The organism is Pseudoalteromonas sp. MM1 (assembly GCF_030296835.1).
Classification (GTDB): Bacteria; Pseudomonadota; Gammaproteobacteria; order Enterobacterales; family Alteromonadaceae; genus Pseudoalteromonas.
Window position 1 is genome coordinate 564,124 of sequence record NZ_AP027922.1, and the last position, 20,647, is coordinate 584,770.

The 20,647-nt window shown below is 42.2% G+C and carries 21 protein-coding genes and 1 riboswitch; of the genes, 15 read left to right on the plus strand and 6 right to left on the minus strand.

What is annotated here, in order from left to right; genetic code table 11:
• Positions 1-124: 124 nt before the first annotated feature.
• Both QUE46_RS02430 and QUE46_RS02435 read left to right on the plus strand, forming a co-directional pair.
• A complete protein-coding gene (locus QUE46_RS02430) occupies positions 125-898 on the plus strand; it encodes a YggN family protein (RefSeq protein WP_055018931.1) in 774 nt (257 codons plus the stop codon).
• Positions 899-1,129: 231 nt separating this feature from the next.
• Positions 1,130-1,483, plus strand: coding sequence for a four helix bundle protein (locus QUE46_RS02435; protein ID WP_286246068.1), 354 nt, complete (start codon positions 1,130-1,132; stop codon positions 1,481-1,483).
• Positions 1,484-1,523: 40 nt separating this feature from the next.
• Here QUE46_RS02435 and rsuA read toward each other — a convergent pair whose 3' ends face one another.
• A complete protein-coding gene (gene rsuA, locus QUE46_RS02440; protein ID WP_286246069.1) occupies positions 1,524-2,222 on the minus strand; it encodes a 16S rRNA pseudouridine(516) synthase RsuA in 699 nt (232 codons plus the stop codon).
• 425 nt (positions 2,223-2,647) lie between these two features.
• Entirely contained in the window at positions 2,648-3,664 is a 1,017-nt protein-coding gene (galE, locus tag QUE46_RS02445; protein ID WP_286246070.1) for a UDP-glucose 4-epimerase GalE, read from the minus strand.
• A 227-nt stretch (positions 3,665-3,891) separates the two neighbouring features.
• Here galE and QUE46_RS02450 point away from each other — a divergent pair, with 227 nt between their 5' ends.
• Entirely contained in the window at positions 3,892-4,383 is a 492-nt protein-coding gene (locus tag QUE46_RS02450) for a DUF3016 domain-containing protein (protein WP_286246071.1), read from the plus strand.
• A 501-nt stretch (positions 4,384-4,884) separates the two neighbouring features.
• The gene (locus tag QUE46_RS02455; protein ID WP_286246072.1) at positions 4,885-5,376 is read left to right on the plus strand and encodes a DUF3016 domain-containing protein; all 492 of its coding nucleotides are present in this window, start codon (positions 4,885-4,887) and stop codon (positions 5,374-5,376) included.
• Positions 5,377-5,512: 136 nt separating this feature from the next.
• On the opposite strand, the gene QUE46_RS02460 is transcribed toward QUE46_RS02455, so the two are convergent.
• On the minus strand, positions 5,513-5,803 hold the full coding sequence (locus QUE46_RS02460) for a hypothetical protein (RefSeq protein WP_055016947.1): 291 nt from the start codon (positions 5,801-5,803) through the stop codon (positions 5,513-5,515).
• 82 nt (positions 5,804-5,885) lie between these two features.
• On the opposite strand from QUE46_RS02460, the gene QUE46_RS02465 reads away from it, so the two are divergent.
• On the plus strand, positions 5,886-6,095 hold the full coding sequence (locus QUE46_RS02465; RefSeq protein WP_286246073.1) for a hypothetical protein: 210 nt from the start codon (positions 5,886-5,888) through the stop codon (positions 6,093-6,095).
• A 250-nt stretch (positions 6,096-6,345) separates the two neighbouring features.
• On the opposite strand, the gene epmB is transcribed toward QUE46_RS02465, so the two are convergent.
• Complete coding sequence (epmB, locus tag QUE46_RS02470; RefSeq protein ID WP_286246074.1) at positions 6,346-7,371, minus strand: EF-P beta-lysylation protein EpmB; 1,026 nt, start codon at positions 7,369-7,371, stop codon at positions 6,346-6,348.
• 41 nt (positions 7,372-7,412) lie between these two features.
• On the opposite strand from epmB, the gene efp reads away from it, so the two are divergent.
• Together efp and epmA are read left to right on the plus strand one after the other, a co-directional pair.
• Complete coding sequence (gene efp, locus QUE46_RS02475; protein ID WP_055016950.1) at positions 7,413-7,979, plus strand: elongation factor P; 567 nt, start codon at positions 7,413-7,415, stop codon at positions 7,977-7,979.
• 56 nt (positions 7,980-8,035) lie between these two features.
• Complete coding sequence (gene epmA, locus QUE46_RS02480) at positions 8,036-9,010, plus strand: elongation factor P--(R)-beta-lysine ligase (RefSeq protein ID WP_055020487.1); 975 nt, start codon at positions 8,036-8,038, stop codon at positions 9,008-9,010.
• A gap of 468 nt (positions 9,011-9,478) precedes the next feature.
• Here epmA and QUE46_RS02485 read toward each other — a convergent pair whose 3' ends face one another.
• Complete coding sequence (locus QUE46_RS02485; RefSeq protein WP_286246075.1) at positions 9,479-11,578, minus strand: TonB-dependent receptor; 2,100 nt, start codon at positions 11,576-11,578, stop codon at positions 9,479-9,481.
• 101 nt (positions 11,579-11,679) lie between these two features.
• On the opposite strand from QUE46_RS02485, the gene QUE46_RS02490 reads away from it, so the two are divergent.
• The 8 genes from QUE46_RS02490 to QUE46_RS02525 all read left to right on the plus strand — a co-directional run bounded on the left by QUE46_RS02490 (position 11,680) and on the right by QUE46_RS02525 (position 19,305).
• The gene (locus QUE46_RS02490) at positions 11,680-12,084 is read left to right on the plus strand and encodes a thioesterase family protein (RefSeq protein WP_055016870.1); all 405 of its coding nucleotides are present in this window, start codon (positions 11,680-11,682) and stop codon (positions 12,082-12,084) included.
• 120 nt (positions 12,085-12,204) lie between these two features.
• Positions 12,205-12,603: an META domain-containing protein gene (locus QUE46_RS02495; RefSeq protein WP_286246076.1), complete on the plus strand. Its 399-nt coding sequence runs from the start codon at positions 12,205-12,207 to the stop codon at positions 12,601-12,603.
• Positions 12,604-12,709: 106 nt separating this feature from the next.
• Positions 12,710-12,815: riboswitch (TPP riboswitch) on the plus strand.
• A gap of 143 nt (positions 12,816-12,958) precedes the next feature.
• Positions 12,959-14,911, plus strand: coding sequence for a phosphomethylpyrimidine synthase ThiC (gene thiC, locus QUE46_RS02500; RefSeq protein ID WP_286246077.1), 1,953 nt, complete (start codon positions 12,959-12,961; stop codon positions 14,909-14,911).
• Between the two features lie 115 nt (positions 14,912-15,026).
• The gene (locus tag QUE46_RS02505; protein WP_286246078.1) at positions 15,027-16,028 is read left to right on the plus strand and encodes an FAD-dependent oxidoreductase; all 1,002 of its coding nucleotides are present in this window, start codon (positions 15,027-15,029) and stop codon (positions 16,026-16,028) included.
• Between the two features lie 7 nt (positions 16,029-16,035).
• Positions 16,036-16,230: a sulfur carrier protein ThiS gene (gene thiS, locus QUE46_RS02510; protein WP_286246079.1), complete on the plus strand. Its 195-nt coding sequence runs from the start codon at positions 16,036-16,038 to the stop codon at positions 16,228-16,230.
• 4 nt (positions 16,231-16,234) lie between these two features.
• On the plus strand, positions 16,235-17,026 hold the full coding sequence (locus QUE46_RS02515; protein ID WP_286247655.1) for a thiazole synthase: 792 nt from the start codon (positions 16,235-16,237) through the stop codon (positions 17,024-17,026).
• 13 nt (positions 17,027-17,039) lie between these two features.
• Complete coding sequence (gene thiE, locus QUE46_RS02520; RefSeq protein ID WP_286246080.1) at positions 17,040-18,566, plus strand: thiamine phosphate synthase; 1,527 nt, start codon at positions 17,040-17,042, stop codon at positions 18,564-18,566.
• Positions 18,559-19,305, plus strand: a complete 747-nt coding sequence (locus tag QUE46_RS02525) for a HesA/MoeB/ThiF family protein (RefSeq protein ID WP_286246081.1) — start codon at positions 18,559-18,561, stop codon at positions 19,303-19,305. The genes thiE and QUE46_RS02525 overlap by 8 nt, the downstream gene beginning before the upstream one ends.
• A 459-nt stretch (positions 19,306-19,764) precedes the next feature.
• Here QUE46_RS02525 and asd read toward each other — a convergent pair whose 3' ends face one another.
• Positions 19,765-20,643 (minus strand): archaetidylserine decarboxylase, encoded by an 879-nt coding sequence (gene asd, locus QUE46_RS02530; RefSeq protein ID WP_286246082.1) that lies wholly within the window; start codon positions 20,641-20,643, stop codon positions 19,765-19,767.
• Between the last annotated feature and the right edge of the window lie 4 nt (positions 20,644-20,647).

Below are 20,647 nucleotides of genomic sequence, written 5' to 3' on the forward strand. Positions count from 1 at the left end.
ACAGCTAACAGCTAACAGCTAACAGCTAACAGCTAACAGCTAACAGCTAACAGCTATTTTTCTTGCATAAAGTTGGTTTTTTGTTAACCTACCTGCCTTCCTTTTTTAGCTTGTTGGGGTGTATATGGCGTTGTTATCTCGTTCGATATTGGCGTTGTGTTTAGCACTTTCAAGTTCTGCAGTTTTAGCTCAGTCGCAGTGCGATGTTGAGTTGAGTCATGGCTTAATAATTACCGACGACGTTATACGTATTCTTGATAAAGGCCAAACCCGCGTGCAAATTAATAATAATAACCAGCTATTTATTCGTGGTTATTGGGTTGATTTAAGCACAGAAGAAAGCAAAGTACTTGAGCAATTTAGTAATGGTATTCGCCATACCGTGCCTGAGCTTGTTAACTTAGCCACCGATGGGGTTAACTTAGGTTTAAGCGCCATTGAACATGTGGTTGAGGGGATGTCTGATAAAGAGCCAGAGGTACTAAAAACCCAGCTCCAGTACGTAGAGCGGGCGCTTATGGATAAATTTAAGCGCGGTGATGACTTCTTTTTTATCGCTCCTCAGTCGCTCTCGCAAATAGATGACTTTTTCACTAAAGAAATTAGCCAACAAATACATTCTGCCGTACATGGCTCGTTAGGCGCTATTTTAATGTCGCTTGGTGATGCATTTAAATCACGCGAAGGTAATATTGAAGACCGCATTAACGACATGGGCCAACGTATGAATATTATCTCTAAAGAAATAGATAAATCACTACAAAAAAAGGCCCAGCAACTTGAGCTTAAAGCCTCAGAATATTGCGAATGTTTAAACGCACTTGATGTGACCGAATCGCGCTTGCAAGCGATAGTGCCTGGCATGGCTGACTTTGATTTAGTGCAGATAAAATCGTAAGGAAAGTGAGGGTTATAAGCTATAAGCTGTTAGTTATCAGCTATCAGCTGTTAGTTATCAGCTGTTAGTTATTAGTTATTAGTTATTAGTTATCAGTTATCAGCTATCAGTTATCAGTTATCAGCTATCAGTTATCAGTTATCAGCTATCAGTTTTAGGCTTTAATTGCGTTTAGGGTTTCTATTTCTTCAATTACTTCTAAGCTAAAAGTAAATAGTTAGGATTAAATCCATGAACTTTGAAAACTTAGAAGTTTGGAAACGTTCAGCTCGTTTAAGTGCTGATATATATAAAGTAACGAGCTCGATAAAAGATTACGGGTTTAGAGATCAATTAACGCGCTCTGGTTTGTCTGTTCCTAGTAATATAGCCGAGGGGATGACCAGAGACAGCAACAAAGAAAAAGTTAGATTTTTAGATATCGCTCGCTCATCAATAGCTGAAGCAAGAACGCAAATTTATATTGGAATAGATATTTGTTATATAGATAAGTCCGTTGGTCGAAAGTGGCTTGATGAAACAGTAGCGCTTTCAAAAATGTTGACTAGTTTAATCGCAACATTAAAAATGACCGCTGACCGCTGACCGCTGACCGCTGACCGCTGACCGCTGACCGCTGACCGCTCTATAGTTTAACCTCTCCCTCTTTTAACTCTCTATACTCTCCACTTGCTAAGTTTTCATCCAGTATAATATTACCTATTTGCTCGCGGTGTAGCTCTACCACTTTGTTGCCTACTGAGGCTAACATGCGTTTAACTTGGTGATATTTACCTTCACTGATTGATAAACGTAAGCTGTAGGTGGCAAGTGCTTCTGCTTTAGCTGGGCGAGTGAGACCTTTTTCGTTGTGAAGTTGTACGCCGTTACGTAGTTGCTCTAATGCGTCTTCGGTTATAGGCTCTTGGGTTTCTACTAAGTAGGTTTTTAATTTGTTGTGCTTTGGCGAGGTTATACGGTGCGACCAATCGCCATCGTTTGTAATGAGTACTAAGCCGGTGGTGTCTATATCTAGGCGACCTGCTACATGAAAGTCGGCCATATTTGGCTCATCGAGTAAATCAAATACGGTGGGGTGTAGCTCATCTACATTTGCACATACATAGCCTACAGGTTTGTGTAGCATAAAGTAGCGCTTGCCTAAAAATACCAAAGGCTCACCAGCAAATGTTACTTCATCTTGCAGGGTTATCTGAAAATCGAACGCGGTAACCGTTTCCCCATTTACTTGCACTTCTTGGCGCTTAATTGCAGCGCGTGCTTTTGAGCGTGGTAGCTCTGCTAGGTGGCTAATAAATTTATCTAAGCGGCAGGGGAATTTCATTTTTGTTCACATTTTTAGTCGGCTACAATGGGCGCGATTATAGCTGATAGTGAAATACCATGACAGTACACAGCCTACAAATATTAAGCCTATGCCAAGTAAAAGTAGAGGCGGAGAATTGTGTTTTAGAGGGGGCGTTGTAGGCGCCTTGCTTGCTGACGCATTGGTATAAAAGTATAAATGTTTCAATATCGTGCGTGGGCAAGCTTCACGCTTACGCTGAGGAATATGGTGTTGTAGACGCGCAGCTTGCTGGCGTTTAAAAGCAGCGCTTTTACAGTGTTTATTACTTTTTAAAACAATGAGAAGCTTTGCATCACCCTGAGCAAGCTCTACGTCTACACCAAAAATTACGCGATGGTTAAATTTACTTGTAGGTAATTTGCCTGCTTGCGAAACAGGCAAAATCTATGAGGTATTTTTTATTAACTTTTATAACCATTAGGGTTATTTGACTGCCAGCGCCATGTGTCTTCCATCATGGCATCTATTCCACGCACTGCTTCCCAGCCAAGCTCATTAAGGGCTTTTTCTGGCGCGGCGTAACATGCAGCAATATCGCCAGGGCGGCGTGGCGATACTTTATAAGGAACCTCTTGGCCGCTGGCTTTTATAAAGGCGTTAACCATTTGCAGTACAGAGTAACCATTGCCTGTGCCAAGGTTATATACCAGTGCGCCGGTATTGTTGGCAATTTTATCAAGCGCTTTTAAGTGCCCCATTGCTAAATCTACAACGTGAATATAGTCGCGCACGCCTGTGCCATCAATGGTGTCGTAGTCATCACCAAATACAGCAAGCTGCTTTAGTTTACCGACTGCAACTTGGGCAATAAATGGCAGTAAGTTATTTGGTATACCGTTAGGATCTTCGCCAATTAATCCCGACTCATGTGCGCCCACAGGGTTAAAGTAACGCAAAATAGCAAATGCGAAACGCTCATCTGATTTAGCAATATCTTGCAGCATCATCTCAACCATCAGTTTTGATGTACCATACGGGTTTGTTGTGCCACCAACCGGGAAGTCTTCTTTAATCGGTAAGCTTGCAGGGTCGCCGTAAACGGTTGCTGATGAGCTAAATACGAGTTTAAATACGCCTGCATCACGCATGGCATCTACAAGTGTTAGCGTACCTTGTACGTTTGTTTGATAGTACTCAACAGGTTTAGCCACCGACTCACCAACCGACTTTAAGCCCGCAAAATGAATTACGCTCTCAATGGTGTGCCTTGCAAAAATGGCATCTAAAAAAACTTTATCAAGAATGTCGCCTTGGTAAAATGTGGCTTCTTTGCCTGTGATTTGCTTTACGCGTGCAAGCGACTCTTTTGATGCGTTACTTAAGTTATCAACAACAACAACTTCGCTGCCTTGTTGTAAAAGTTCTAAAACGGTGTGTGAGCCTATATAGCCTGCGCCGCCTGTTACTAAAATTGCCATGAATGCTCCGTGGATACCTTTTTCAATTATCTTAATTTCACCATATATTCTTACTATTTACATGCTTTATCTGTAACTTTTATTATTAAGAGAGGGTCATATAGTAAAATACTTATAAAGTAGTTTAAATGTCGTATTAAGTTATAGTTAATCAATCACTGCTAAAATTATTAGTTATATTTCTGGGCTAAGTCTAAATAATTAGTACTGCCCCTTTGGAGAATGCTATGAATTCAGTTAAATCAATCGCTATGGCAATGTGTATTACATTACCTGCATTTGCACACGCTGGAGAATCGGTAGTTAAGTGGCAAAATTTTAAAGACTACCGCGATGTGCGCGCTTCTAGCCAGGGCAAAGCGTCGTACCACAAACAAATTGCTACTCAGTTCGAAAAACACTTTTCTAAACTCGCCGAGCAGTTGCCAAAAGGTTATAAGCTAAATTTAGAAATAACCGATATCGATTTAGCAGGCGATGTACGCTATGGCGGTATGGATGAAATACGCGTAGTAAAACCTATTTATTTTCCGCGTATTAAGCTCAATTACTCGCTTGTAGATAACGATGGTAGTGTAATAAGTGAAGCAAACGACGTAGAGCTGAAAGACATGGGCTTTATGGATAAAATAAAAATGGGCCGCGACGAGCCGTTTTTTTATGAAAAACGCTTAATCACAGAGTGGTTTGGCGAGCAAATTTTAGCAAATTTAGATTAGGCAGTGTTGCGTAAGCAGGCTTCACTGCTTCGATTAAAATCACGAAGTTGCAATCATCGCCAAGTAGACGCGCAGCTTGTTGGCGTATAAAAGGAGCGCTTTTACATTGGTTATTATTTTTTAAAACCATGAGAAGCTGCGCTTCTAACGTGAGCAAGCTCTACGTCTACAACCCAAATAAGCGCTGGGGCTAAATTTATTGTAGGCGCCTTGCTTGCTGGTGTATTTGGAATTTATTCTGGCTAACCGCTAACCGCTAACCGCTAACCGCTAACCGCTAACCGCTAACCGCTAACCGCTAACCGCTAACCGCTAACCGCTAACCGCTAACCGCTATTATTTAATCAAGCTACATTATTAACCTTACATGTACCTACTTTACATTAAAAATTTTTGCTGCTAATTTAAACTACTGTTATCAGTGTGAGTTTTCAGGTTTATTGACTTAAATTGAATGTGCTGTACTTGCGTTGACTTTTGATAGTTCACATGGAGACGATTATGAAAAGTTTAAAATTACTAACCTTAGTAATGGGTTTAAGTTCTGTTGGTATTGCACAAGCAGGTGAGTCTACGGTTAAATGGCAAGATTTTGACAATTACCGCGATGTGCGTGCAGCAAATCAATCACCGGCTTCTTTTGAAAAGCAAATTACTATTAACTTTGAAAAGCATTTTGCGAAGTTAGCTGAAAAATTACCAAGTGGATATAAATTAAATGTAGAGGTTGCAGATCTTGATTTAGCAGGTGCTATCGAGTTTTCTGGCGCTAAAAAAACAAGAGTAATTCAACCATTTCATTACCCACAAATTAAGCTATCTTATACGGTAACTAATCCGCAGGGTGAAGTTGTGAACCACGCCTCAGAAGTGTTATTAAAAGATAGAGGCTATTTAGATAAAATTAAGCGCTCAACCTCTAGAGCATTTTATTATGAAAAACGCTTAGTAACTAATTGGTTTAATTCAAAAGTTTTATCTAATATAAGTTAAATACAGCTACAAAATAAATATACAAATGCCGATAAACTTTATCGGCGTTTTTGTATTTGATGTTTACTAAATTTAACGCGGTGTTTTTTAATATTTAACTGACAACTGACAACTGACAACTGACAACTGACAACAATTATTTAAACGTAGCGAGCAGGGTAAGTAACTGTTGCAGTTTAATAACCGCTTTTTTAAGCTTTTCTTCATCAAAACCATCAGTGCTTAAGCTTTCTACATCGGCTGCTACATCAAGTACGTATGGCTTAAAACGTTTAGCTTCAAAACTAAATCCGGCATCGGCTGGGAATAAGGCTTTAAATTTACCGTGGCCTTGTTGCTGTAGTTCATCTAGTTTTTTGTCGGCATCAAGTGCTTGGCGATAAACAATTTTTAAGTTAGCGTTGAGTTGTTCAATTATAGAATCCATGGTTTTCCTAAAGCTTTGTACTGCATTGCCGATATAGTACTTGGATTACATTTAAATGTCAGGTTGATTAAGGCTTATAACGATGAATATATCAGGTGGAAATCTACCCGCTATGTCTAGCTCTGGCCAAGGTGGTGAAGTTTATACTGCTGCTTTGTCTAAAAAGCAGCAATTAGTAGATGGCGCAGCAGCACTTGCACTTATTGAAGGTGCTGCGCAAGCAACAAGTGCGCAATCACCGGCTCAGTCGGTCACTGCAACACTGGGTAACAATGTAAATATATACGTTTAAATTAGGGCGTGTTGATCTTTGCGGATTGAAATTTGTTCAATCTAGGGGCGATTAAATCGCGGCGCGAGGTTTGAAACCTAGTGGGCTAAGTAAAAACCGAGTAACAAAGAGTTCATCGCCCCTAGGAAGAACCCGAAGGGCAGCGCATGTTTGGCATTTATGCTGCGTTATCGCCTATTTATGGGGAATAACCACACTACACAGGCTCAGTCTTGCCTAAAAGCCAAACATACTGCTGCAAATTCAACCATCAAAGGTTAACACGCCCTAACTTAAGGTCGATAGGCGTTTTGCTTTTCTGACCGCCTATTTCTCTTACCAATTTAGGCACTAAAAATCCGGGCAGGGCTTCTAATAGCTCTGCCATTATTTTTATTGCCTGTGGCTCTTCTATATCAAAGTGGCTTGCGCCTTCAACCTTATCAAGCAAATATAAATAGTATGGCAGTACGTCTGCATCAAATAACGCCTCACTTAAATTTATTTGTGCCTCAACTGTATCGTTCACTTCTTTTAAAATAACGGCTTGGTTTAATAACGTTACGCCTGCTTGCTTTAACTTTTGCATGGCTGCTTTAAACTCGTCGTCTATTTCGTTTGCATGATTTATATGGTTAATAAACACAATTTTAAGCGGTGATTGCTGCAATCTAGCGCATAGTTCATCGGTAATACGCGCAGGTATAACAACAGGCAAACGGCTGTGTATTCGCATGCGTTTAATTTGCGGTAATTGTTCAAGCTCATCTAAAAACCAACTAATGGCATCGTCTTTGGCCATAAGTGGGTCGCCACCACTTAAAATTACTTCGTTTATGTTGGCATCTGACTTTATATAGCTCAGCGCATCAAGCAGGCTTTTTTTATTAAGCTGGTTTTCTTGATACGGGAAGTGGCGCCTAAAGCAGTAACGGCAATTTACTGCACAGCCGGTTTTAAACATAATTAAAACACGGGATTTATACTTATGTAAAAGCCCAGGCTGCTCGTTGTCTTGCTCAAGTAGTGGATCTTTATTAAAACCAGTTTTAGTTAAAAACTCTTGGTGGCGCGGCATAACTTGTAGCAATAAGGGATCGTTTACATCGCCCTTGCGCATTTTTTTTATAAATGGGACTGGCACGCGTACCGGAAATAAACTGCGGGCTTTTAGGTCGTTTTCATGGGCTTGGCTCGATAAACCGACCATTTCAAGCAAGGTTTTTGGGCAGGTAACTACATTTGCTAATTCTTTTTGCCAGTTTTTATGCAAATTTGCTTCATTTCTTTGTATCATTGGCACGTAGATTACTCGAAAAAAATTAAATAGAGGAAACGATGGCGAATTATAGCACCAACGAGTTCAAGGGCGGCCTAAAAATTATGATGGACGGCGAACCTTGCAGTATTTTAGAAAACGAAATGGTAAAACCTGGTAAGGGCCAAGCGTTTAACCGTGTTCGTATCCGTAAGCTTATTTCTGGCAAGGTACTTGAAAAAACCTTTAAATCGGGTGAATCAGTTGAAGGTGCCGATGTAATGGATACCGACTTAGCGTACCTTTACACAGACGGTGAGTTTTGGCATTTTATGAACAACGAAACATTTGAGCAGATTGCCGCTGACGAAAAAGCACTTGGCGATGCAGGTAAATGGCTAGTTGAAAACGATGTATGTACTATTACATTATGGAACGGTAGCCCAATCGCGGTTACGCCACCTAACTTTGTTGAGCTTGAGATCACTGACACTGATCCTGGCCTAAAAGGCGATACAGCGGGCACTGGTGGTAAACCTGCAACGCTTAGCACGGGTGCAGTAGTACGTGTTCCATTATTCGTACAAATTGGTGAAGTAATTAAAGTAGACACCCGTAGCGGTGAATACGTAGGCCGTGTTAAGTAAGCTTGTTTACGGTTTATAAAATCCCGGCTTAAGCTGGGATTTTTTTTGGAGAAAATATGTCAGCAACACTTTGGGCCCCAAGCGCAAGCATAGAAACCCTTAAAAAGCGCGCAGCCATACTACGAACCATTCGTGAGTTTTTTTATACGCGTAATGTAATGGAAGTAGAAACCCCTAGCTTAAGTAGCGCAAGCGTAACCGATGTGCATTTAGCGAGTTTTAATACGCAGTTTGTAGGCCCAGGCCACGCTGGAGGCTTGCCGCTTTATTTACAAACATCGCCCGAATTTGCCATGAAGCGCCTATTAGCCGCAGGCTCTGGGCCAATTTTCCAGCTTTGTAAGGCATTTAGAAATGAAGAAGCGGGTCGCCATCATAATCCCGAATTTACTATGCTTGAGTGGTACCGCCCTGGGTTTGATGAGTTTGCATTAATGGACGAGATGGATGAGCTAATGCAGCTTATTTTAAATGTAGAGCCTGCGGAGCGACTGACTTATCAACAAGCATTTGAGCAGGTGTTATCACTAGACCCATTAACAGCTACGCTTACGCAATTACAAGCACTTGCCTGCGATCATGGCTTTGCCGATATAGCTAAAAACGAAACTAATAAAGACACCTTACTGCAGCTGTTATTTTGTATGAAAGTAGAGCCAACTATTGGGCAAACTAAGCCGTGTTTTGTGTATCACTTTCCGGCGTCGCAAGCGGCACTTGCACAAATTTGTGAACACGATAACCGCGTAGCAGGGCGCTTTGAGCTCTATTATAAAAATATGGAATTAGCGAACGGCTTTAACGAGCTAACTAATGCCAAAGAGCAGGCAAAACGCTTTGATGAAGATAATGCCTACCGCGCTGCCAATGGGTTAAACCACGTGCCCATGGATAGGCGTTTAATCGCCGCGCTTGAACACGGGCTTCCAAAGTGTGCAGGCGTTGCAATGGGTATAGACAGGTTAGTTATGCTAGCCACCGAAAAAGAGACGATAAAAGAAGTCATCGCGTTTGACGTAGATAGGGCGTAATGCTTTACCTGTAGGCGTGGCTTTATGCCGCGTATTGAGTCTTAACAGCTTTGCGTGAGCAAGCTTCACGCACATTGTGTTTTAAAGTAGGCGCCTTGCTTGCTGGCGCATTTGGTATTTATGCCGTTTTAAAATAATGAACCCAGACGCGAGGTAAACTCGCTGCTACTTGTATGTTTTCTCATTTATTCCTCTTTCACTTCTCATTGTGCAAAATATTAAGTGATTTATTTACAAAGAGGTTAGGAGGCGCTGCGCTTTAGAGGGGCATGTAGTAGTCGTGGCTTTATGCCGCGTATTGAGTCTTAACAGCTTTGCGTGAGCAAGCTTCACGCCAATAAAAAAACACCGCGCTTTAATTAAGCGCGGTGTTTTTTAATCTTAAACTGACAACTGACAACTGACAACTGACAACTGACAACTGACAACTGACAACTGACAACTAACAGCTAAAACTAACAGCTTTATTTACAGCTCTAACGTAAACGTTACTCCCGCTACTCTTGGCTCACCTAATTGTACGTAGGTATGTGTTTCGTAGCCATCAAGTGGGTTGTTACCAAACTCAAAGCCGCGGGTTGGTACTTCTTCGTCAAATACGTTACGTGCCCATGCGCGTACTGCCCACATGTCGGCTTCGTAGCCAAAGCTTAAGTTTACTAAATTGCTGCTAGGCGCTTGTGAATTATGGCTATCAGAGAAGTAATAATCGTCTTTACCTTCAACCCCAATCATACCGTACAGCTCATTAGTAAAGTTGTAACGTGCGCTAAATGCGTATTGATACTTAGGTGATTGCGCTTGCTCACGACCGTCTTGATTTAAGCCCGATTGCGTTACAAAGTCGTCAATTTCTGTGTTTAAGTAACCGGCACTACCTGTTAAGAATAAGTCATCGGTAAGTTGGTAACTACCTTCAACCTCTAAGCCGTAGTTACTACCTGAGCTTGCATTATCAACGTAGCCTGTAAATTGCTGACCTTCTACTTGCCATGCTTTTAACTGAATGTTGTCGCGGTGCATATAAAATGCGGCTAAACGCAGGGTAAACTTATCATCAAGCGATGAGCCTTTAACGCCAAATTCGCCGCTCCAAAGGTATTCAGGGTCAAAGCTAGTATGCTGCTGGAAAAAATCAGCATTTAGGTTTAAACCTTCATCTTTAGCTTTTGCTAATGCTTCTGAGTTAATTCCGCCAGCTTTATAACCACGGGTAATGCTGGTGTAGATCATAGTGCGATCAATCACTTGGTATTCAAGTGCTATTTTACCGCCTACCATTACGTCGTCTGTCTCTTCAATAAAGCCGTTGCTGTCGGTGTAATCACCTTGATATTGCTCTACACGTAGGCCAGTAATTAGCGTGGTTTTAGGGCCAATAGGTGTGGCAACTTGGCCGTAAACAGCTACGTTACTAGTTTCATAAGTTGAAGCAAATGGACTTGCAAGCCAAGTGTATTCACGCTCTAAATCTACGTCGCGGTTTTGATAGTAAACACCCGCAACCCAGTTACCTGTTTTAGAATTTAGTTGTAAATTAGCTGATTGATCGTCACGATCACGCGTGTATACATCGGTAGAGCTATAACCCCAAGGGTGCAAGCCTGCTGCACATAATTGTGGCTCGCTTGCATCGTTACATACCCAGTCTTCGTCAAAGCTGTAAAGTAGCTCAGTATCAATGGCTGAAAGGTTTAAGCTTACGTCAAAAGCATCAAAGCCTGTGTAAGTATTGTTAATACCAATGGCGTAGCTTTGTTGGTTATCCTGGCCTGGCTCGTCGGCTACGCTATTACGGCTGTTATCAAGCGTGAACGCATCGTAGCCGTTGTTTATGTCTATGTAGTGTAGGTTTAACTCAGTGTTTAAATGTTCAGTAAGTTGGCTGTTTAATTTAAAACGGGCTACTTGTTCATCTTGTTGCTGGGTTTCGTCATTTAAATATAGGTTATCTACATAGCCATCTGATTTTCTGCGAAAGTAGCTTACACGTGCGCTTGTATCATCGGTTAAGCCAGTACTTGCCGCAAGGCCTGCTTCGCGTGAGTTGTAAGTGCCCATACCCACTTGCAATTTTAAACTAGGATCGGCAGTGGCTTGTGCTGATTCCATTTGGATCATACCGGCCATACCGTCTGCGCCAAAGCGAGTGCCTTGTGGGCCGCGGTAAATTTCTACGTGGTCAATATCAAATAATAAAGAGCTGCCACCTAAACCCGAGTAATTTATGCCGTCGATGACCAAGCCAACCGATGGATTAATTGGGTCTACAAATTGTGAGCGAAGTCCCACACCACGAATTTGAATATAACGACCACGAGAGGCACCTGAAGTAAAGTTTACGTTGGCTGTACTACCTAGCATTTCGTCTAAGAAACTTGCACCGCGTTGATTAATTTCAGATTCGCTAAATAGGCTCGCACTCGCGCTTAATGTTTGAATGCTTTCACGTTGAAAGTCGCCGGTAACAACAATTCGTTCTAGGTCGCTGTCATCAGCGTTTGCTATAAGTGGTGTACTAATTAGCGGTAACAACGCCGCAGTAATTAAAGACAAACGTAAGTTCATTAGGTTACTTAACTCCATTTTAGGGACTTGTATGGTAGCAATTATTTTAATACTTGTGTTATAACGCAGCGATTATACGTTAAATAATCAGGATTACTAATATGACCTTTAAAGTTGATTTTAAAGTGCGCCATTACGAATGTGACTTGCAAGGTATTGTAAATAACAGTGTGTACTTTAATTATTTAGAGCATGCCCGCCATGAGTTTTTATTTGCGAATGGGGTCGATTTTGCATTGCTTGCCAAGCAAAAGGTTAACCTAGTAGTGATACGCAGTGAGGTTGATTACAAGCATTCACTGGTGCCTGAAGATGAATTTTATGTGTCGGTAGAGCCTGAGCGTATAAGCCGGTTAAAGTTTGCGTTTAAGCAGGCAATCGTTCGCAAAAGCGATGAAAAAATAATGCTTCAAGCTAGGGTAATTGGCACATCGGTTAACGAAAAAGGCCGCCCTTTTTTACCACCCGAAATGGATAACTTATTTAAAAATTGTGATCTAAATTAAACTGTTTAACTTTTAAACTACCATAGAACAAAAATTTACATTTAAAACATGCATTTTTAACGGATAAACCGCATAAAAATTGTTACTATTACTGTAATTAAATATTTAGTTAGTAATAGCATGAAATTAGCAGCACTACCGATACTTTTGATCGGTTTATGTATTGGTTGTACAGCCACAGGGACGGTGACCACTGAGCAGCTAAAGTACACACAATGGCAACTATCAAAGGTTGATGGGTTGGCTGTGCCGGCCTCTTACAGAGCGTCAATAAGCTTTATTGAAGCGTTGCAAGTAAACGGGTTTGCAGGATGTAATAAGTTTTTTGGTGAAGGCGAGCTTGAAGACAGCAGCATTAGCGTTAATAAACTAGGTATGACACGTAAGTCGTGCGGGGTAGATGTTGATGCGCTAGAACAGCAGTTTTTACAAGCGCTCAGAGAGGGGGCAACACTTACCATGCAAGGCTCACAGTTGGTTATGCAAGGTAATAAAACTTTTTTGTTTATTGCAAAGTAGTGATATGAGTATTTGAGGTTGCCTCTTGCAGGCAATTTTTAACTGGCGTACACTCAGCGTAGATTTGCTAAAAAACAATGGTAAATCAACGAACAAATTTTATATATTTTACTTGTCGGAGTGCCTTAACTCGTTAAGGCTGAGATCGCGAAAGCGGGATCCGTGAACCTGATCAGGTTAAAACCTGCGTAGGGAACAAGCTGCCTAAAATGGGACGCTTGTGCGTCTTTTTTTATGCGCACAACAAAATAACTAGCCATTTTAGGCCGCAAAGCAGCATAAACACTGCTTTACGATCTTTCTCTATTCCTTATGGAATATCTGACAAGACAACCCTTTAGCAATGAGGTAAGTCATGTCAAACACTACAAATAAGTCTACACGTCGAGAAACGCGCGCAGCCGCGTCTGACTATATTTATAATTTAACGGGTCAGCCATTTCCAAGTTCGCAAAAAGTATATGTTGAGGGCAGCCAAAGCGGTGTGCGTGTGGGTATGCGCGAAATTACATTAAGCGACACGTTTATTGGTGGCGATGAGCAAAACCCTGTGTATGAGCCAAACGAGCCACTACGTGTTTACGATACATCAGGCCCATATACCGACCCTAACTTTGAGTTAGACGTACGCAAAGGCTTACCTAAATTTCGCGAGCAGTGGATTAAAGATCGCAACGACACTGAAGTACTCGAGTCGGTTACTTCGCAATTTGCACAGCAGCGTATGGCCGATGATGGTTTGGATCATATTCGTTTTGAACATTTACCTAAAATTCGCCGTGGTAAGGCGGGTAAAAACGTAACCCAAATGCATTATGCTCGCCAAGGCATTATAACTCCAGAAATGGAATACGTAGCCATACGCGAAAACATGGGCCGAGCAAAAATTAGAGAAGAGCTACTAGCAGCCCAACACAAAGGTGAGTCGTTTGGGGCGAGTATTCCTGATTTTATTACCCCTGAGTTTGTACGTGACGAAATAGCCCGTGGTCGTGCTATTTTACCAAACAATATTAACCACCCAGAAACCGAGCCCATGATAGTGGGGCGTAACTTTTTAGTTAAAGTTAACGCTAACATAGGTAATTCGTCGGTAAGCTCATCAATCGAAGAAGAAGTAGAAAAAATGGTGTGGTCTACCCGTTGGGGTGCCGATACCGTAATGGACTTATCAACAGGGCGCTATATTCACGAAACGCGTGAATGGGTTGTACGTAATTCGCCTGTGCCCATTGGCACAGTACCCATTTATCAAGCGCTTGAAAAAGTAAACGGTGTGGCAGAGGATTTAACGTGGGAGATCTTTCGCGATACCCTAATTGAACAAGCCGAACAGGGTGTTGATTACTTTACTATTCATGCCGGGGTATTGCTGCGTTATGTGCCAATGACGGCAAAGCGAGTAACCGGTATTGTATCGCGCGGTGGCTCAATTATGGCCAAGTGGTGTTTAGCACACCACAAAGAAAACTTTTTATATACGCACTTTGAAGATATTTGTGAAATTTTAAAACAATACGACGTGTGTTTTTCACTCGGTGATGGCCTTCGTCCAGGTTCGATTGCCGATGCTAACGATGAGGCGCAATTTAGTGAGCTTCGTACGCTAGGGGAGCTTACAAAAATTGCGTGGAAACACGACGTACAAGTATTTATAGAAGGCCCAGGCCATGTGCCAATGCACATGATTAAAGCCAATATGGATGAGCAATTAGAACATTGTGGCGAAGCGCCTTTTTACACATTAGGCCCATTAACGACCGATATAGCACCAGGGTACGACCATATTACATCGGGTATAGGTGCTGCACAAATAGCGTGGTACGGCTGTGCAATGCTGTGTTATGTAACACCAAAAGAGCATTTAGGTTTGCCCAATAAAGAAGATGTAAAAGAGGGCCTAATTACCTACAAAATTGCAGCGCATGCGGCCGATTTAGCTAAAGGCCACCCCGGCGCGCAAGAGCGCGATAATGCCTTATCAAAAGCACGCTTTGAATTTAGATGGCACGACCAATTTAACATTGGTTTAGACCCAGAACGTGCCCGTGAATATCACGACGAAACCCTACCGCAAGAGTCTGGCAAAGTAGCGCACTTTTGCTCTATGTGCGGGCCTAAATTTTGCTCAATGAAAATTACCCAAGAGGTACGCGATTACGCCAAAGATCTCGAATCTCGTGGGATTGATCCTAACAATGTTGGCGATGCAATTGAGATCAAAATGGTTGATGTAGAAGCGCAAATGAAAGCGAAATCTGAAGAGTTTAAACAAACCGGCTCAGAAATTTATCATAAAGCGCTGTAGCGCAGCTTTGAGCATTAGCTGTCAGTTATCGGTAATAAAGTAAGTAACATAGAGGCAATAGTTGCTTTACTGACAGCTGAAAACTGATGGCTATGGGCTTCATTTAGGAGGTTTTATGTTTTGCAACATTGCGGTTGTGGGCTTTGGCTTAGCAGGGCGTTTAGCTGCCCTTGAGCTTAGTAAGTCGCATCATGTAACAGTGTTTGAAGCCAGTGATGAACACACACAAAATAGTGCCGGTAAAGTGGCTGCAGCAATGCTTGCTCCGCTTGCTGAGTCGGTAATGTGTGAAACAGATTTAGCCATTATGGGGCTAAATTCACTCAAGCGCTGGCCAGAGATAGTGAGCGAGCTTGAAGGTGAAGTTTTTTATCAGCAAAAAGGCACGCTGGTTGTAGCGCACCAGCAAGATAAAGGTGACTTACAAAGTTTTAGCCAGCGAATAAAGCCTATAGCAGGGCACAGCGCGCAGACGTTAAATGCTCAGCAAATAACGCAGTTAGAGCCCGAATTAGCTGATCGTTTTAATCAAGGTGTGTTTTTACCCTGCGAAGGGCAAATAGATAATCAGGCTTTTTATAAAGCAAGTTTTACCATGCTTAATAAACGCAAGGTTAAGTTTGTTTTTAACCAACGCGTTAGCATTCAAAACGGCGAGGTGAATAACCGCCCGTTTGATTACATTATTGATTGTCGTGGCTTAGGTGCTAAAGCCGATAAGCCACTGAGAGGAGTACGCGGAGAAGTAGCCAGGCTTTATGCGCCAGAGGTTAATTTAATGCGGCCGGTGCGTTTAATGCACCCGCGTTACCCAATTTACATAGCGCCAAAACCAAATAATGAATACGTGATCGGTGCAACCGAAATTGAGTCTGACGATAGTGGCCCTGCAACAGTGCGCTCCACACTCGAGCTGCTCTCGGCGGCCTACACTGTGCACAGCGGGTTTGCCGAAGCGCGGCTGTTAAATATTCAAAGCGGGCTGCGCCCTGCATTTAAAAACAACCGACCAGAAGTTTTAAAAGAAGGTAACGTAATTAGCATTAACGGGTTATATCGCCATGGTTATATGTTAGGCCCTGCGTTAGTGACTGATGCGTTATCAAAAATAGGGTGAGTAATAAATGACGATAACAATTAATGGTGAGCGGCTAACTATTAAAAGCGCAAAGCTTGTTGAAATATTACAAAATTTTGGTGCTAAGACGCCTTTTGCAGTGGCGATAAATGGCGAGTTTATTCCACAAAGCCTGCACGCCAGCACTACGATTAATGAAGGGGATAGCATCGAGTTGTTGTCGCCTATCCAAGGCGGGTAGCATGATGCAAGGTAACGATAACCTAATTATTTATGGTGAACAATTTAATAGCCGATTGTTAATAGGCTCGGCGCTTTATCCCTCTCCCGCTGTTATGGAAGAGTCAATAAAAGCCTCTGGCGCGCAAATAGTAACGGTGTCATTAAGGCGCCAGCAAAGCGTGGCAGCGGGGGATAATTTTTGGCAATTAATTAAAAATACTGGCCTTAAAATACTGCCAAACACAGCAGGGTGCCACAGTGTAAAAGAAGCTGTAACACTTGCTAAAATGTGCCGTGAAGTATTTGCAACCGATTGGATTAAGCTTGAACTAATAGGTGATGACTACAACTTACAACCCGACCCATTTGCACTTTTAGAAGCCACAAAAATATTAATTGATGATGGCTTTAAAGTATTACCCTACTGCACCGATGACTTAGTACTTTGTCAGCGCTTAAACGAGCTAGGGTGTGAGGTGCTTATGCCGTGGGGGGCGCCAATAGGCACCGGTAAAGGCTTGTTAAATAGTTATAATCTAAAAACCATTCGCGAGCGTTTACCAAATACAACATTAATTGTTGATGCGGGCCTTGGCTTACCTTCGCATGCCTGCCAAGCACTTGAGTTAGGGTATGATGCGGTATTATTAAATTCAGCCATTGCAGGGGCTGGCTGCCCAGTTACGATGAGCCGTGCATTTAAAGCCGCAGTAGAGGCAGGGCGCTTTGCATTTAATGCCAAAGCAATGCCCGAAAAAGATCTAGCAGCCCCCTCAACCCCTACAATGGGTATGCCGTTTTGGCATCAGCAGTAAGGAAATAAAGAGTATGAATAATTTAGTGTGGACAATTGCCGGATCTGACTCTGGCGGCGGTGCAGGCATTCAAGCTGATATAAAAGCAATGCAAAGTTTTGGTGTGCATGGCTGCACGGCAATTACGGCGCTTACTGCACAAAATAGTTTAGGCGTAGAGGCTATTAATGCAGTGTCTACCGATATTATTGAATCGCAATTACTTGCACTCGAAAGCGATATGAAAGCCAAAGTAATTAAAATTGGCATGCTGGCTAATGTGCAGCAAATTCAATTAATAAGCGAGCATATAGCGCATTACAAAGCTAAATGGCCTGTACCGCCAGTGATAGTTTATGACCCCGTTGCTATTGCATCAAGCGGTGATGTATTAACCGAAGAAGATACCGTAAGTGCTATTAAAGAATGCTTAATGCCGCTGGTGGATGTAATAACGCCTAACACGCACGAAACGCAATTATTAACAGGGGTGTATTTAATTGGCCCAAGCGCCGTGAAAGACGCTGCAAATAAGTTATTAAGTTGGGGCGCAAAAGCGGTTGTTATTAAAGGCGGGCACTGGGATTACCCATCAGGTTATTGTATTGATTACTGCACACAAAACGGCGAAGAGTATTGGCTTGGTAATAAAAAAATTCAAAGCCCTCATAGTCATGGTACCGGTTGCAGCATGGCCTCGGTAATTGCCGCATGTTTAGCAAAAGACTTCCCGCTAAAAGATGCCTTTATTTTAGCCAAAGCTTATATAAATCAGGGCTTAAAGCAGTCGGTTAGATACGGCGAAGGAATAGGCCCTGTTGCGCATACTGCTTTTCCTACAAATTTAGATGACTACCCGCAAGTTATAGAGCCAGGTAGCTGGCTTGGTGATGAACTAGATTTTGATGTGCCGCTTGAATTTAATATTGCTGCAGATTTTGCCCCTTGTGAGAGTAAAAATTTAGGCTTATATGCTGTGGTCGATAGCCTAGATTGGCTAGAAAAATGTTTACAGCAAGGTATTACGACCGCGCAACTTCGTGTTAAAAATAAAACTGGCCTTGAGCTTGATGAACTCATAAAACAGGCCGTAGAGCTGGGTAAAAAGCACCACGCTCACGTATTTATAAACGACTATTGGCAGTTGGCAATTAAGCACGGTGCCTACGGCGTACACTTAGGGCAAGAGGATTTAGAAACTGCTAATTTAGCAGCTATTAAAGAGGCTGGGTTAAGACTTGGGCTTTCTACACACGGCTTTTACGAAATGCTCCGTGCCCACAACTACCGACCAAGTTATATGGCGTTTGGTGCTATTTACCCAACCACCACCAAGGATATGAGCGGGCAAATACAAGGGCTCGATAAGCTTAAAAAGTGTGTGCCATTAATGCAAAGCTACCCAACGGTTGCCATTGGCGGCATAGATTTAGCCCGCGCAAGCGAAGTTGCAAATACAGGAGTAGGCAGTGTTGCTGTTGTACGAGCGATTACTGAATCGGATGATTATATTGCAGCAATTAGTGCGCTACAAAGAGCTATAAACCAGCCTAATGGATAAACTCAACGATAAAGAAACCCTGCGTTATAGTCGCCACTTATTATTAGAAGAGGTAGGGCTAGAAGGGCAGTTAGCACTAAAAGCTGCAACTGTTGCTGTAGTCGGTGCTGGCGGGTTAGGTAGCCCTGCGCTTTTGTATTTAGCTGCGGCGGGTATTGGTACGCTAGTTTTAATAGACGATGATGCGGTTGAGCTATCTAACTTACAGCGCCAAGTGCTTTATAAAGTAAATCACCTAGGGCAAAGCAAGGTAGCGGCCGCTGGTAAAGTATTAGCGAGTCTTAATAATCAAATAGATATAGTGACACATTGTAAAAAACTCGATGATAATAACGCTGCTGAGCTTTTAAATAATGCCGATGTAGTGCTTGATTGCTCAGATAATTTTGCCACACGTTATAGTGTTAATCGCTATTGTATTGCCAATAAAACCCCATTAATTGCAGGTGCAGCACTGGCAACGAAAGGGCAGTTAATGGGGTTTGATTTTAAGAAAAGTAATAGCCCGTGTTATGGCTGCATTTTTACAAAAAATGACGCCGCCCCCGCTGTAAATTGTAGTAATGCCGGTGTAATAAGCCCATTGTTAGGGGTTATAGGCTCTATGCAGGCCCAGCTTACGCTTAATATGCTATTAGGGCATGTTGAGGGAAGTGTGTTTATTACCTTCGATGCGCTGAGCTTAAAACAACAGCATTTTAAAGTAGTTAAAGATTTAAACTGCAAAGAGTGCGGTTGATAAAGTATGAGGTAATTCACGAGGGAAGCCATGAGAAGCTGCGCTTCTAACGTGAGCAAGCTCTACGTCTACAGCTGAAATTAGCATCGTGGTTTAATGAATCCGTAGGCGCCTTGCTTGCGCATTTGGAATTTATGCTGTGTACATTTATTAATGCAAAATATCCGACGCGAGGTAAACTCGCTGCTACTAGCTTTGCACTCTTTTTTTAAGAATTAATTCACAAAGAGGTTAAGAGGCGCTGCGTTTTAGAGGATAAAGTTGTAAACGCCTTGCTTGCAGGCGCGTTGATATAAAATCTATCTACGCTTTGTATTTTTAACGTGAGCAAGCTCTACGTCTACCAATAAAAAAGCACCGCGTTTGTAATAAACGCGGTGCTTTTTTATCTTTAACTGACAACTGACAACTGACAACTGACAACTGACAACTGACAACTGACAACTGACAACTGACAGCTTACTGCTCTTCACTTTCTTTAATTGTTGCAAATGCGGTGTTTAAACGCGTTACTGTTTCTGGCAGTTGGTCGTCTAAAATGTCTGCTTTATCTGCACCCCATGCTAGTACTACTGTTGAGCCTAGTTTAAAGCGGCCCATTTCTTCCCCTTTTTTAAGGGTGATGGCGTTTTCGCCTTTAGTTGGGTAGTTCCAGCTAAATACATCGCTACCAGCGGGTGGCGTTACTGTGCCTGCCCATACGGTCTCTATGCTGGCAACAATGGTTGCGCCTACAAGTACCATAGCAAGTGGGCCAATTTCGGTTTCAAAAATAGCCACTACACGCTCGTTACGAGCAAATAAATTTGGCACATTTTGCGCAGTGAGTGGATTTACCGAAAATAAGTCGCCCGGTACATAAATCATTTTACTTAGTGTACCGTCTATTGGCATATGAATACGGTGATAGTCTTTTGGCGCTAAATAAATAGTCGCAAATTTACCACCTAAAAAGGGGGTAGTGTCGTCTTCAGAGCCGCCTAATAGCGCTTGTAGGCTGTAGTCATGACCTTTTGCCTGTATTAGCTGCCCATCAACAATGTCACCCAGTTGGCTAATTGCACCATCTACAGGGTGAGTAATAATGTTGTCACCCTCGGCCATTGGTCGTACGCCGTCTTTTAATGGGCGAGTAAAAAACTCATTAAATGTTTTATAATGGGCGGGGTCTGAATATTTAGCCTCATTCATGTCTATTTTATATTGCTTAATAAACAATTTGATTAGCGTTGTAGTTAATGCACCCGCTTTAGCTGCTGCTAGTTTTCCTACTACGCGTGAAATAAAGTGCTTTGGCATTGCGTACTGCATTGCAATTTTAAATTTGTCTAAACTCACAGAT

Bases quoted from the DNA above. Each gene is read 5' to 3' on its own strand.
- QUE46_RS02430 (WP_055018931.1), top strand. From the start codon at position 125: ATGGCGTTGTTATCTCGTTCGATATTGGCGTTGTGTTTAGCACTTTCA.
- QUE46_RS02435 (WP_286246068.1), top strand. From the start codon at position 1,130: ATGAACTTTGAAAACTTAGAAGTTTGGAAACGTTCAGCTCGTTTAAGT.
- rsuA (WP_286246069.1), bottom strand. From the start codon at position 2,222: ATGAAATTCCCCTGCCGCTTAGATAAATTTATTAGCCACCTAGCAGAG.
- galE (WP_286246070.1), bottom strand. From the start codon at position 3,664: ATGGCAATTTTAGTAACAGGCGGCGCAGGCTATATAGGCTCACACACC.
- QUE46_RS02450 (WP_286246071.1), top strand. From the start codon at position 3,892: ATGAATTCAGTTAAATCAATCGCTATGGCAATGTGTATTACATTACCT.
- QUE46_RS02455 (WP_286246072.1), top strand. From the start codon at position 4,885: ATGAAAAGTTTAAAATTACTAACCTTAGTAATGGGTTTAAGTTCTGTT.
- QUE46_RS02460 (WP_055016947.1), bottom strand. From the start codon at position 5,803: ATGGATTCTATAATTGAACAACTCAACGCTAACTTAAAAATTGTTTAT.
- QUE46_RS02465 (WP_286246073.1), top strand. From the start codon at position 5,886: ATGAATATATCAGGTGGAAATCTACCCGCTATGTCTAGCTCTGGCCAA.
- epmB (WP_286246074.1), bottom strand. From the start codon at position 7,371: ATGATACAAAGAAATGAAGCAAATTTGCATAAAAACTGGCAAAAAGAA.
- efp (WP_055016950.1), top strand. From the start codon at position 7,413: ATGGCGAATTATAGCACCAACGAGTTCAAGGGCGGCCTAAAAATTATG.
- epmA (WP_055020487.1), top strand. From the start codon at position 8,036: ATGTCAGCAACACTTTGGGCCCCAAGCGCAAGCATAGAAACCCTTAAA.
- QUE46_RS02485 (WP_286246075.1), bottom strand. From the start codon at position 11,578: ATGAACTTACGTTTGTCTTTAATTACTGCGGCGTTGTTACCGCTAATT.
- QUE46_RS02490 (WP_055016870.1), top strand. From the start codon at position 11,680: ATGACCTTTAAAGTTGATTTTAAAGTGCGCCATTACGAATGTGACTTG.
- QUE46_RS02495 (WP_286246076.1), top strand. From the start codon at position 12,205: ATGAAATTAGCAGCACTACCGATACTTTTGATCGGTTTATGTATTGGT.
- thiC (WP_286246077.1), top strand. From the start codon at position 12,959: ATGTCAAACACTACAAATAAGTCTACACGTCGAGAAACGCGCGCAGCC.
- QUE46_RS02505 (WP_286246078.1), top strand. From the start codon at position 15,027: ATGTTTTGCAACATTGCGGTTGTGGGCTTTGGCTTAGCAGGGCGTTTA.
- thiS (WP_286246079.1), top strand. From the start codon at position 16,036: ATGACGATAACAATTAATGGTGAGCGGCTAACTATTAAAAGCGCAAAG.
- QUE46_RS02515 (WP_286247655.1), top strand. From the start codon at position 16,235: ATGCAAGGTAACGATAACCTAATTATTTATGGTGAACAATTTAATAGC.
- thiE (WP_286246080.1), top strand. From the start codon at position 17,040: ATGAATAATTTAGTGTGGACAATTGCCGGATCTGACTCTGGCGGCGGT.
- QUE46_RS02525 (WP_286246081.1), top strand. From the start codon at position 18,559: ATGGATAAACTCAACGATAAAGAAACCCTGCGTTATAGTCGCCACTTA.